This window comes from Salicibibacter cibarius (assembly GCF_016495725.1).
GTDB classification, from domain to species: domain Bacteria; phylum Bacillota; class Bacilli; order Bacillales; family Marinococcaceae; genus Salicibibacter; species Salicibibacter cibarius.
Map to the genome: position 1 here is coordinate 3,219,563 of NZ_CP054705.1, position 12,308 is coordinate 3,231,870.

Here is a 12,308-nt window from a genome sequence, read left to right on the forward strand (position 1 = left end):
TCTCCTTTATGCCTTCGTTTTCCCCGTTTCCTTGATTGCTTCTGTCACTATATCTAAACCCTGTGCCAATCGTTCTTCGCTTATCGTTAAAGGGGGAAGCAATCGAATCACTTTTTCTCCGGCCGGCAAGGCGACAACGCCTTTTTCCTGCATCTTTGTCAAGATAGGCGCCACCGGCTGCTCGCAAACAATGCCGATCATTAAACCGGCACCGCGAACCTCGGTGACAATATCGCTATCGTCGCATAGATTCCGCAAGGTGTGAAAAACACGCTTGCTTTTATTTTCAACCGCGTCAAGTAACCCAGGTGTATTCAATATCTCTAACGTCGCGTGAACGGCAGCCATCGCGAGGGGGTTGCCGCCCAGAGTCGTGCCGTGGCTTCCGGGACCGAAATAGGTTTGCAAATCTTCCCTGCCCATCATCGCTGCAACCGGAAAACCGTTTCCCAACCCTTTTGCAACGGTGACAATATCCGGGCGCAAACCATATTTCTGATAAGAAAACGGTTCACCGGTCCTTCCTATCCCCGTTTGCACTTCATCAATGATGAACAGTGCCCCGCGCGCGTTCGCCACTTCATTCACTTTGTCCAAAAACGCCTGCTCTCCGGGAACAACACCGCCCTCCCCTTGAATCGTTTCCACGATTACGGCCGCTGTGTCACTCGTGATCTCTTTTTCCGCTTGCTCGGGGTCATTATAAGGCACATACGTGAAACCGGCAGGAAGCGGCGCATAGCCTTCGTGTATTTTCGCTTGCCCGGTAGCGGCCATGCTTCCGTACGTCCGGCCATGGAACGATTGGGTGAACGAAACGATTTCTTCTCTCCCCGTCGCCTTCCTCGCCAGTTTGATCGCCGCTTCATTGGCTTCGGTCCCACTATTGGCGAAAAAGACCCGGTCTAACCCTGATACGTCCGCCAATAGGGTCGCAACTTGTTCTTGCTGATCATATTGAAAAAAATTCGACCCGTGCCAACCCCGATGCAGTTGTTTTTCAACGGCTTCGACGATCTCAGGGTGATTGTGCCCCATGTTCACCGTCCCGATTCCAGCCATGAAATCGATGAATTTCCGGCCATCGGTTGTGGTTATCTCGGACCCATGTGCCGAATCGAACGTTAAATCCCAACGTTTATAAGTAGGGAAGAGGTGCTTGCTCATTTTTTTCACCTTCCATTGATTTCACGATAGTTGTTCCGCCACTTCCTGCTTGATCGCTTTCACCGTCAATGATCGTCACCTTTTGGACAGAAGATCCTTCGAGCACTTGCAACGCTGCCTTCACTTTCGGGATCATCCCTCCGTACACCGTGCCGTCCGCGATCATTTTTTTAATATCGGCTTCGGTGGCATAGGGAAGAACCTCGCCGTTTTGTAAAATACCGGGCACATTCGTGACGAACATCACTTCTTCTGCCCCTAAGCTTTCCGCGTAATGGGCAGTTGCCGTATCCGCGTTCATATTCAACCGTGCTCCGTTTTCGCCGGCAACGAGCGGAGAAATCACGGGGGTAAGGCCGATGGACGTTACTTGCTGAATGAGCGCGGTGTCGATTTGCACGGCCTTGCCGACGAGTCCCAGTTTTTCTTCATCAAGGAGTTTCGCTTTAATCATTGGACCGTCACATCCGGATAAACCGATCGTTTTTAACCCGGCTTCTTGCAGTTTCGCACAAATCATTGGATTCACCTTGCCGTTAAAAACCATGTCCGCAACGTTCAATACGTCTTGTGTCGTTCGGCGCAAACCGTCGACAAAGGTCGATTCCACGTGCATCATCTCAAGCATTTCATTCACCGCGCGCCCGCCGCCATGAACGATAACCGGCGTCTTCCCTTGTTGGACCAAGCGGGCAATATGCGCGTAAAATTCATCGGAGAGAACGTCAACGGTTGCTCCGCCGCATTTGACAACGACAAATGGCTTCATGTCCGATACCCCGCGTTAATGCGGACGTAATCATACGTTAAATCGCATCCCCATGCCTTCCCGCTGCCATCGCCGATGTTTAGCTCGACGTCAATGAATACTTCATCTTGCTTGAGGTGTGCGGTGACCGCTTCTTCCGAAAAATTGACCGGTTCGCTTTGCGATAACGTCAAATGCGGTCCGATAGCAATATCAATGGTTTCCGGATTAATCGTTACGCCACTGTATCCAATCGCGCAAATGATTCTCCCCCAGTTGCCGTCCGTGCCGAACACCGCCGTTTTCAAAAGATCGGAACCAACGATTTGCTTGGCAATTTTGCCCGCATCTTCATCCGTTGGCGCCCCTTTGACATTCACTTCCACGAGCTTTGTCGCTCCTTCGCCGTCACGTGCGATTTGTTTGGATTGCTCTTCAGCGACACATTGGAGTGCCTGGATAAAGGGCTGCCAATCCGGATGTTCGGGATGCAAAGGCTCGTTTCCGGCCTTCCCGCTCGCGAGGGTCAGCACCATATCGTTGGTTGACGTGTCACCATCGATGGTAATGCGGTTATAGGTGCGGTCGGTGATTTCCGATAACGCTTGTTGCAAATGCTCCGGCGCGATTGCCGCATCGGTCGTCACAAAACTAAGCATCGTCGCCATATTCGGGTGAATCATACCGGATCCTTTGGCCACAGCGCCGATATGAACCGTTTTTCCATTAATTTCAGTCGCATAACATGTTTCTTTCGTACACGTATCGGTCGTTAAAATCGATTCGGCAAACGCGTTGGCGCTTGCAGGATTTGCTTCCGGATGCAATGCCTCGATCCCGGGAAGGATTTTTTCCATTTGCAAACGTTCCCCGATCGTACCCGTCGAGGCGATCGCAACGTCTAAAGGTTCCAATCCAAATGCTTGTGCCGTTCTATCTCGCATTTCATAGGCATCGGCGACACCGACTTTACCCATAACAGCATTCGCCTGCCCGCTATTTACGACTACCGCGCGCAGTGTTCCCTCCTCGGCAATGCTCTCTCTCGTTACGTCAAGCGGCGCCGCCTGAATTTGGTTCAACGTGTACACAGCTGCCGCCGACGCGGGCACATCGCAAACGATCGCGCCTAAATCTTTTCGTTTTCGTTTCACTTTCGTATGCAATCCTGTCGCTTTAAAACCAAGCGGCGTATGCACGCTTCCGTCCGTTATTTTATGCATTTGACCGCATGATGCCGTGCTGCTCGCCATGCGCTTCCCCTCCTGTTATGGATAAATTGGAAATGACTCCAATCCTTCCGTTTTTTTAAAAGCCTTCATGAGATTTACATTTTGTATCGCTTGCCCAGCCGCTCCCTTGACAAGATTATCGATGACCGAAACAATCGTGAGGCGGTTCGTACGAGCATCATAATCCAGAAAAATATCGCAGTAGTTGCTGCCGTACACTTCTTTCGTCGCCGGAAAACCATTTTCCCGAACACGAACGAATGGGTGCGCCTCGTATGCAGCTTTGTATACATCAAGCCATGCTTTTGCGCTCGAATCTGACGTGCATGTTGCATACATCGTTGCCATAATCCCCCGGCTCATCGGCACGAGGTGAGGGGTAAATGTCACCGCACCTGCGTCTTCGTTCCATTCGAAGAGTTGTTGCTCAATCTCAGGTGTATGCTTGTGTTCATTCACTTTGTATATTTTCATAGATTCATTCAATTCGCTGAAATGCGTCATCGGCGATGGGTTTTTCCCGGCACCGGTCGTACCTGTTTTTGCATCAATGATCACCGATGTCATGTCAATGCCGTTATTTTTTACAGCCGGCGCGAGTCCGAGAAGGATCGCCGTTGGGTAGCACCCGGGGTTGGCAACAATCTTCGCCTTCTTAATCGTTTCTTCATTCCATTCCGATAAGCCGTATACCGCTTGCCCGGTAATCGTTGCATCAGCTGCTTCCCGCCCGTACCAAGCTTCGTATACACTCGGTTCTTTTATGCGAAAATCACCGGAAAGATCAACGATGGACGCTGTCCCTTTAAGCAGATCGCCGGCTAGTGTCGCTGCCACCCCCGGAGGCGCGGATAAAAATACGACATCGTATTCGTTTGCCAACTTTTCGGTGTCTAGCGGTTGTAAAATACCTTTATACACATCTTGAAGATGGGGATAGGTTTCAGTTAAAGGCGCCTCCGCCTGTGTGGAAGAGAACACCGAAATCTCCGTGACATGCCGGTGCTGCCGCAGTAACCTGATTAATTCAATGCCTCCGTATCCTGTTGCCCCGACAATTGCCACTTTCATAATGTTGCACCTCACTTAATATTTATGCATTATCTTGCATTCATTGTAACGGTGAATAAACATAAATTCAAGTGTATTTTTATAATTTTTATGTCATAAGAAAACTTGGCTGGTCGCCAAGCATTTATGGCGAAAGCCCTTAGCCCAACTTATGTAGGTATGTAAGTTGATTTATACTTTCTTGCCTACTAAAAAAATCCCAACCCACACGGAAAGTAGGCTGAGATTTTCACATTCATTGTTTGGAAGTCTGCGCCCGAACGTAGACGTCCCCTTTCATAATCAGTCGCGCCGTTCTGTTTAATCCGACAGAGGAAATATCTTCTCCGTCATCCGTTAAGGAGACCATCACCTCTGCAATACCGTCGGGATGGCCAATACGCACGACCCCGCTTTGTTTCCTGCTTGCAAGTCGATTGGGAATCGTACCCGGAAGGAATGTTGACGCGGCAAGATTATACAGGCCACTCCCGGCAAACGTTCGGTGCACCTTGCCCATCGATATCATTTTAGCCGTGATGTCAATATCTTCCTCATTGATTGTCGTCCCCGATGTCGTTGTATAAGTCTGAGGAGGGGCAACGAGTGTAACTTTCGGAATAGCAGGCGCTCTCCGCGCATTTTCGATCGTCTTCTCCATGCCGGAGGCAACCGCTGCTTCGGTCCGAGTGGTCTCGAGGGCAGCCAACAAATCTTCGTTGCCGCTAATCCGGGCATTGGTTTCCGTCCCTTCCAGGTGAAAAGCACTTGCTTCAAGGTGGACGAAGGGATTAACGAGGTCGACGAAGGAATAAGCCCGGTCATTCTCGCTGTGCACACTTCCTAGCGGCAACGTTTTGCCGGTCTTCCCACCTCCGGGATCGAGAATATGGACGTCATATTTTGCTCCCGGCCTCACGGTTCCGGGCATTTGATAGCTGCCTTGAACCTTGGCTGTGCCGTTTTCCACCGGCACATGAACAGTAATCATCTTTCCGATATTTGTATTAAATGCTCGAACCGTTCTATCATTTAAAGGCTCCACGAGCTGTTCATCGACGGCAAACGAGCCAACGGCAGCCATTAAGTTCCCGCACGTCCCCTTATTATCAACGATTTCTTGCCCAATTCCAATTTGGTAAAACGTGTAGTTTACATCCGCGCCTTTTCGTTCAGAAGGCGAGATCACGACCACCTTGCTCGTATGGCTGGTCCCACTGCCCAACCCATCGATTTGCGAAGGATTATAGGCATCAATCGCTTCCAGAAAAACACGGTGTTTTTCCTGTCGATTCGCAGGCAAGTCTTTCTCGTGAAAAAACAGGCCACGGCTCGTTCCTCCGCGATAGACACTGCAAGGAATGGCATATTGTGCCATCAGTTGCCCCCTCTCTCACTCATTTTATATCCGGAACTATTGGCGATTTAACATTCCTACAATCTATAACAGGCGTAACCTCCGAAAATAGATCGATAGACGCTTTCTATCGATCTAAAATCGCTACAGGCACCGAAAACAGAACGTTGGGTAGCATCGTCGTTAAAAGATTTTCCGAAACACGCCACTAGTGCAGCCTGTCGGAAATAAGCGATCACATCGACGACCGGAAGCTCGGATTGGAGCTTCAAACTGGGGTTAGTGGTCGATTGGATTAAACTGCCGCAGCCCGAGTTAAGGTATCAAAGGCTATCGTCAATGACCGAATGGTTTCTTGCGAAGCAGGCTCCCCGGTCTCCATGAAACAGTTCATGGCGACCGAACACGAAAGCCAATCGCTCGTTCGGTCGCCATGAGGCAACCATGCCGACCGAATTCTTTCAATACAAGCCTTTTCGGTCACCATGAAGCGGCTATGACGCCCGAACGCTTTCGATTCAGGCCATTACGGTCGTCATAAAACGGTTATGGCGACCGAACACGAGAACCGACCGCTTTTTCGGTCGCCATGAAGCGGTAAATTGTCCGTTAGGGAGTCAGAAGCGTTGCCGCCCGAATTTCTTCCAACTGTCCCCGTGATCGGGTAATTCAGCCACCTTGCACTAGCTATATAGTAAATATACCCATGAGGTAAGCGATCGCAAGCATAACGATACTGAAGCCCCATATCCAGAAAAAGGAATACTTAATGTGCTGTCCCATATTGGCGCCGGCAAGGCCTATGGCAAGCCATACAGCAGGTGCAAACGGGCTGACGAACGTACCGATAACATTCCCGATCAAGAGCGCGTAAGCAGTTGAAGCAGATGACACTCCGAATTCGGCAGCGGTCGATTCCACGATCGGCATTATCGCGAAATAGTAAGCATCCGTACTCGTTAGCAGATCCATCGGTACACCAAGCACGCCAACGATGACATGTAAAAAAGGACCGACAGCGGCAGGGAGAATGCTAACCATAGCCAGTGCAATGGAATCCAACATCCCTGATTCATTCATGACCCCGAGAAAGACACCGGCAGCGAGAATGACCGCGGCCATCATCAAGGCAGCAGGCGCATGCGCACGCACGCGTCCCATTTGATCACTAACGTTTGGATAGTTAATCGGTAAAGCAACGGCGACACCAAGCATAAAAGCAAATTCAGGAGGGACGATATCAAAAAGCATAAGACTCACGACTGCAATAGTCAGCCCGAAGTTTACCCAAATCATCGCCGGATGTCTGACCGGCTTTTCCTCAGCTGCTGCCGCTTCCTCTGCCTTCCTTCTGGAAAAGTCATCAGCAATCGATTGAATATCGACACGGTCATTACCCTCAATTTCCCCGTTTTCCACTCGCTTGTTAATCCGCTTCTTTTCCCGTATGCCCAATAAAGCGGCTAATCCAATGGCAAAAATTAAACCAACGATTTGCAAAGGAATCAATGGATACCACAATTCAATAAGATCGACGTCAAGAACAGAGGCCGTTCGTGCCATAGGCCCTCCCCAAGGCACCATATTCATGATCGCTGCACTAAACGAGACGATAAGCAACAATAAGTACTTGCTCATGTTGAGCTCTTTATATAAAGGAAGAAGTGCCGGGATCGTCAATAGAAACGTCGTGGCACCGGCCCCGTCAAGATGTGCAAATGTGCTGACCACGGCTGTCCCCATCGCTACGATGACGACGTTCCCTTTCGTGAGGAGAATCATTCCCCGTACAAGTGGGTTAAATAACCCACTATCCTGCATAATGCCAAAGAAAATAATGGCGAAGATGAACATGATCACAACGTCCATTACCTGATCGGCGCCGGAGGCAAAGAATTCTCGCAACTCCTCAAATCCGAATCCGAGAATTAATGCACCGAGAACCGGAATAAGCGTCATTCCCACAATCGGGCTGACCTTCCCCCAAATAAGCAAGCCTACAATCGTGAAAATAATCACTAAACCAACGATAGTCAGCGCCACTGAAAAATCTTGTTCCATTTCTCATTCATCCTCCCATATTCCGAAAGCGGATACAACACCTATTGAAAAATACGATTATCGAATTTTTTTGATGCTTTTACTATCAATACGTGCAATCTAGCATATGTCTACACATTATAGAAATATTATCTCCATAAGCAGCATAACGTTTATTATGTTGATTTTGTTTATTTTGTTCATGGGATTCATTGTTGTTACATCACTATGCTAAATAGAATATACAACAAAAACTCTTAGGATTCTTTATCCCAAGAGTTTAATTTTTATAGTTGTTATTCAGCCACAGTCCTTATCATTCGGAGTATTCGACGATTCGCTCCGGATGCTTAGCTTCGCCTGCTTTCAACAATTTGAACAGCGTTTCCAGATCCCCGGCTTCTTCCATCAGTTCTTCCCTGGCTTTTCGTACCTCTTCCACAATCGGATCTTTCCATTCTTCCATTTACTCATCCCTCCCCATCAGTTCATCCGGCGTAACAATAGTTGGTAAAAACAACCGATGCTCAATATTATATTCGTTTAACCGTTTAATGACGGAACCGTGCGCCAAATGCTTACAATTCCACGTTAACATAAAATCCATTTTGTGCTTGACACAACATGCCAGATGGAGAGCATCCAAAGCAGCTTTCGGTGGAATCGACAGTACAGTAAGATATTGTTCGGCCAGCGTCGTTATTTCTCGGGAAATCGGCAATACAGGCAATCCTGAAAGATACGCCATTCTACGCTCGGAAGCAGAGAAGTCACCCTTTAATACTTCCTGGATGACAGCTTCCGAAATGAACAGATCGTACCTATCCTTATATTCCTGCCACCACTCATGCGTAAGTTGTTGATGACCGGCTACAACGATATCCCTGCTTGCGCGCGCGGCCAAATAACTTGGTATTGTTGTTTCAATGTATATCGTTTCTTTTATAATACTAGTCATCCAACCACCTCCATCTTATTTGCATTGTAACACAGGATGAAACCTAATAATCCTACGCTAACTATCTATAAAGTGGTGTTTCGCACTTTTCATGAAAAAACATACCGGCGCTCCGGTCTTCCTACATCGCCATATTTTAGCTCGGTTTTCACCACGTTGATCGATACCAAATACTCGAGGTAGCGTCTGGCTGTTGAGCGGCTTACCCCTATTTTCTCACCCAGGCTAGAAGCGGTTATGCCCTGATCTTTCGTTTTCGTTAATATATCTTCGATAGTATTTAAGGTGATTTCATCGATCCCTTTCGGCAGCTCTTGGTTGGCAGACCCTGACGCCTGCTTGGCATCGGCTGATCCGATCAAACGGTCGATCTCTGCTTGATCCATCTCTTCCTTTTCGGTGAGCAACCTTCGCTTTCGGTCATATCGTTCAAGTGTCCATGCAAATCGTTCAAACTCGATTGGTTTTACAATGTAATCAAAAGCTCCGCCCCGTATTGATTCCTCGATGATGGACACTTCTTTGGCAGCGGTCATCATAATCACGTCCACTTCGTGATAGTGATTGCGGATCGTCCATAATAGGTCCAGCCCTTCAACATCGGGAATGTACACATCGAGCAAGATGAGGTCGGGTAACGTTTGACTTTTGTTTAATTGCTCTATCGTCTCTTCGCCGGTTTTCGCCATGCCAACAACCGTAAATTTTTCCATTTTATTTATAAATTGGCGGTTGATTTCGGCTACCCTGAAATCATCTTCCACGATGAGCACCTTATAAATAGCTGACATTTTACTCCCACCTTATCTGTTTGGGTACGGTGACGACAAAGCATGCCCCTCCAAGTTCTCCATCTTCAAGCAAAACCGTGCCGCCTATATCTGACATCATCTGACTACTCAAAGCGAGTCCAATGCCTCTATGCGACCCTTCTTTTGTTGAAAAACCTTGCTTGAAAATTTGATCCCCCAATTCCGGCGGGATGCCCGGACCTGAATCTTCAATTTCAAACACGAGGTCGTTGCCCAAATCCGTAAAAAAGATGCTTACGTGCCGTTTTGACTCCGGTTCTTTTTTTACCGCTTCCAATGCATTTTCCAGCAAATTGCCCAAGACCGTTAAAAGCGTGTCTTTCTTCTTTTTTGATAAATGATACGTTAACTTACTTTCCGGATGGATGGTCATGTCAATGCCCAGTTCATTCGCCTGATTCAGTTTGCCGAGCAACACAGCACTAATCATCGGATCAGGCACTTTTTGAGTCAGGAATTGGATCCACGCTTGTTGTGTATCGGTTTCTTCCTGGATTAACTCAATCGCTTCGTCTTTTTGATCGAGCTGCAAAAGGCCCGAAATCGTGTACAATTTATTTGAGAACTCATGCGTTTGCGCCCGAAGCGCTTCGGTATATTGTTTGATTCTCCTCAATTCCTGTGTTAATTGTTCAATTTCCGTCTTGTCGCGAAAAGAAGACACTGCTCCAATGAGCTTATTGTCATAAAAAATCGGAACGCGGTTAACATATACGCTATGGTTGCCGATCAACATTTCTTGATCGTACTGACTTTCCCTGCTTTCGAGCACTTCCGGCATCTTCGTATTCGGAAGAATGTCTCGTATGTCTTTTCCAATATACGTGTCTGTCTGTTTTTTGTTTGACAAAAACAGGCGTTGCGCCGTTTGATTCATTAACATGATCAGCCCATCCCGATTGACGGCGATGATGCCTTCATGGGTAGATTGGAGAATGCTTTCTTTTTGCAAAAACAAATGGGAAATTTCTTCAGGTTCCAAGTCAAACAGCTTTTTTTTAATATAATGGGCGATCATAACAGCTCCCAAAATCCCCACGCTAACGGTCAGCAATAAAACATACCATAATTCCTGCGTGTAATTTGCAATAATCCCTTGAATGTCGTCCACCAAAAACCCGACGGAAACCACGCCGATAATCTCTCCGTCATCGGAAAAAACCGGGACTTTCCCGCGCATGGACGTCCCCAGGGAACCAACGGCTCGAGATACGTAGGACTCGCCGTGAATTAACGCGCGCTCATTATCTTCACCGACCATTGTTTCCCCGATGCGCTCCGGCAAAGGGTGAGCATAACGAACCTCATCCGTGTTCCCAACAACGATGAATTCAGCCCCCGTCTCTTCTCTGATCGGCTCCACAATCGTTTGAATTGTCGAAGCGGGATCTTCCTCGGCAAATGCTTCTCGCAGTTCCGGTATGTTTGCTACGCTTTGCGCTACATTTAATACACGCTCTCCCATTTGGTCTTCCAGAGAGTCGGTAAAAAAATAATGGATAAAAACCCCTACGATTGCAAACATCCCAACAATCAATGCGCAAATAAGCAATATCATTTTTATTTTTAAGTTTATTGTAACCTTTAGTTTGCCAAGATGCTTGTCCATGTCGATGGCGGACTCCTTGTACACTCGACTTCCTAAGACGAATTATACATTGTAGACATCCGAAATGATAACCCTTCGATTTCTGGTATAATAAAAATAAAGGCTAAAGGAGATTGATACACATCGCCATGCCAAATCCTGTTAACCGTTACACATATCATGATTATTTACAATGGGATGATGGTGAACGTTGGGGGCTGATCCACGGGGTGCCATATAACATGTCACCGGCACCTTCAAGAATTCATCAAAAAGTGCTCGGGGAGATATTCGGAGAATTCAGGGACTATTTAAAAGACAAATCCTGCGAGGTCTATTTGGTCCCCTTTGACGTACGACTCCCTTCGCAGGATCAGGCAGACGACACCGACAACGTCGTGCAACCGGACATTTCCATTATTTGCGATCCCGACAAATTGGACCACAAAGGCTGTAACGGCAACCCGGATTTAATTGTGGAAGTGTTGTCTCCGTCAACGGCAAAACACGACCGGCTCCGCAAATTTGAGTTGTATGAAGAAAATGGGGTACAGGAATATTGGATCGTGGATATAAGCAATCAAACCGTCGAGGTGCTTTCGTTAAATCATGGGCAATACGAAAGGGATAACGTGTATGGAAATGAGGATGAGATTACCTCGCATTTGTTTGATTCTTTTTCGCTGGATTTAGGGGCGGTGTTTGAGTAAAAAGTGATACCCACATTCAGGGTATCACTTTTCCTCTATATCAGCCTGGTACATCGCCTGAATATCCTCGGCAATCGGCTCTGTATCCGTATCCATGCCGTCATATTGACGAATGACTTGCCCATTCGGATCGACCAAATAAAACTGGGTGGAATGAATGATATCGTTCCCTTCCGGATCCATTTCAACGACGCTCGCGAATGTATCTTGCGCGATCGTTTCAATATCTTCTTGTTCATATCCGGTGAGGAAATGCCAACCGGCAAAATCGGCGTTGTAATTTTCCCCATACGACCGTAATGTTTCCGGGTCATCAAATTCCGGATCGACGGTAAAGGACACGAGTGTCGTATCGAGGCCTTCGTCTTCAAGGTCCGCCTGCAAGCTTGACATATTTGGGCTCATTACATTGCAAACGGACGGACAGCGGCTAAATACCATATTGGCAACCCAGTAGTCTCCTTCCAAATCTTCATTGGTTACCGTTTCTTCATCCTGATTCGTAAAGGAGAAATCATCCACGTACAACTCCGATTCCGATAGATCGGTGCCGTTCTCTGCTCCCGTCTCGTAGAGCCAAGCGCAGCCGCTGCAAAACAATAGCAGCGCTCCAAAAGCAACTGCTGTTTTCTTTATCATTTGGACT

12 protein-coding genes are annotated in these 12,308 nt (G+C 47.6%); 1 reads left to right on the forward strand and 11 read right to left on the reverse strand.

Annotation, left to right across the window (positions count from 1 at the left end; all coding sequences use genetic code 11):
* Positions 1-6: 6 nt before the first annotated feature.
* From argD to HUG15_RS16415, 10 genes are all read right to left on the reverse strand, one after another.
* Positions 7-1,167, reverse strand: coding sequence for an acetylornithine transaminase (gene argD / locus HUG15_RS16365; RefSeq protein WP_200124113.1), 1,161 nt, complete (start codon positions 1,165-1,167; stop codon positions 7-9).
* The gene (gene argB, locus HUG15_RS16370; protein ID WP_200124114.1) at positions 1,139-1,936 is read right to left on the reverse strand and encodes an acetylglutamate kinase; all 798 of its coding nucleotides are present in this window, start codon (positions 1,934-1,936) and stop codon (positions 1,139-1,141) included. The genes argD and argB overlap by 29 nt, the downstream gene beginning before the upstream one ends.
* Positions 1,933-3,168, reverse strand: a complete 1,236-nt coding sequence (gene argJ, locus HUG15_RS16375; protein WP_200124115.1) for a bifunctional ornithine acetyltransferase/N-acetylglutamate synthase — start codon at positions 3,166-3,168, stop codon at positions 1,933-1,935. The genes argB and argJ overlap by 4 nt, the downstream gene beginning before the upstream one ends.
* A gap of 15 nt (positions 3,169-3,183) precedes the next feature.
* Complete coding sequence (argC, locus tag HUG15_RS16380; protein ID WP_200124116.1) at positions 3,184-4,218, reverse strand: N-acetyl-gamma-glutamyl-phosphate reductase; 1,035 nt, start codon at positions 4,216-4,218, stop codon at positions 3,184-3,186.
* A 235-nt stretch (positions 4,219-4,453) separates the two neighbouring features.
* The gene (locus HUG15_RS16385) at positions 4,454-5,575 is read right to left on the reverse strand and encodes a PrpF domain-containing protein (RefSeq protein WP_200124117.1); all 1,122 of its coding nucleotides are present in this window, start codon (positions 5,573-5,575) and stop codon (positions 4,454-4,456) included.
* A gap of 666 nt (positions 5,576-6,241) precedes the next feature.
* Positions 6,242-7,615 (reverse strand): CitMHS family transporter, encoded by a 1,374-nt coding sequence (locus tag HUG15_RS16395; protein ID WP_200124119.1) that lies wholly within the window; start codon positions 7,613-7,615, stop codon positions 6,242-6,244.
* Positions 7,616-7,910: 295 nt separating this feature from the next.
* Positions 7,911-8,060: a hypothetical protein gene (locus tag HUG15_RS16400; RefSeq protein WP_200124120.1), complete on the reverse strand. Its 150-nt coding sequence runs from the start codon at positions 8,058-8,060 to the stop codon at positions 7,911-7,913.
* Entirely contained in the window at positions 8,061-8,552 is a 492-nt protein-coding gene (locus HUG15_RS16405) for a type II toxin-antitoxin system VapC family toxin (RefSeq protein ID WP_200124121.1), read from the reverse strand.
* 89 nt (positions 8,553-8,641) lie between these two features.
* On the reverse strand, positions 8,642-9,343 hold the full coding sequence (locus HUG15_RS16410) for a response regulator (RefSeq protein WP_200124122.1): 702 nt from the start codon (positions 9,341-9,343) through the stop codon (positions 8,642-8,644).
* A 1-nt stretch (position 9,344) separates the two neighbouring features.
* Complete coding sequence (locus tag HUG15_RS16415) at positions 9,345-10,973, reverse strand: ATP-binding protein (RefSeq protein ID WP_200124123.1); 1,629 nt, start codon at positions 10,971-10,973, stop codon at positions 9,345-9,347.
* 113 nt (positions 10,974-11,086) lie between these two features.
* Here HUG15_RS16415 and HUG15_RS16420 point away from each other — a divergent pair, with 113 nt between their 5' ends.
* Positions 11,087-11,662: a Uma2 family endonuclease gene (locus HUG15_RS16420; RefSeq protein ID WP_343073123.1), complete on the forward strand. Its 576-nt coding sequence runs from the start codon at positions 11,087-11,089 to the stop codon at positions 11,660-11,662.
* 24 nt (positions 11,663-11,686) lie between these two features.
* On the opposite strand, the gene HUG15_RS16425 is transcribed toward HUG15_RS16420, so the two are convergent.
* On the reverse strand, positions 11,687-12,301 hold the full coding sequence (locus HUG15_RS16425) for an SCO family protein (RefSeq protein ID WP_200124125.1): 615 nt from the start codon (positions 12,299-12,301) through the stop codon (positions 11,687-11,689).
* Positions 12,302-12,308 lie beyond the last annotated feature (7 nt).

Excerpts from the sequence above, each read along its gene's own strand:
- argD (WP_200124113.1), bottom strand. The coding sequence starts at position 1,167 with ATGAGCAAGCACCTCTTCCCTACTTATAAACGTTGGGATTTAACGTTC.
- argB (WP_200124114.1), bottom strand. The coding sequence starts at position 1,936 with ATGAAGCCATTTGTCGTTGTCAAATGCGGCGGAGCAACCGTTGACGTT.
- argJ (WP_200124115.1), bottom strand. The coding sequence starts at position 3,168 with ATGGCGAGCAGCACGGCATCATGCGGTCAAATGCATAAAATAACGGAC.
- argC (WP_200124116.1), bottom strand. The coding sequence starts at position 4,218 with ATGAAAGTGGCAATTGTCGGGGCAACAGGATACGGAGGCATTGAATTA.
- HUG15_RS16385 (WP_200124117.1), bottom strand. The coding sequence starts at position 5,575 with ATGGCACAATATGCCATTCCTTGCAGTGTCTATCGCGGAGGAACGAGC.
- HUG15_RS16395 (WP_200124119.1), bottom strand. The coding sequence starts at position 7,615 with ATGGAACAAGATTTTTCAGTGGCGCTGACTATCGTTGGTTTAGTGATT.
- HUG15_RS16400 (WP_200124120.1), bottom strand. The coding sequence starts at position 8,060 with ATGGAAGAATGGAAAGATCCGATTGTGGAAGAGGTACGAAAAGCCAGG.
- HUG15_RS16405 (WP_200124121.1), bottom strand. The coding sequence starts at position 8,552 with ATGACTAGTATTATAAAAGAAACGATATACATTGAAACAACAATACCA.
- HUG15_RS16410 (WP_200124122.1), bottom strand. The coding sequence starts at position 9,343 with ATGTCAGCTATTTATAAGGTGCTCATCGTGGAAGATGATTTCAGGGTA.
- HUG15_RS16415 (WP_200124123.1), bottom strand. The coding sequence starts at position 10,973 with ATGGACAAGCATCTTGGCAAACTAAAGGTTACAATAAACTTAAAAATA.
- HUG15_RS16425 (WP_200124125.1), bottom strand. The coding sequence starts at position 12,301 with ATGATAAAGAAAACAGCAGTTGCTTTTGGAGCGCTGCTATTGTTTTGC.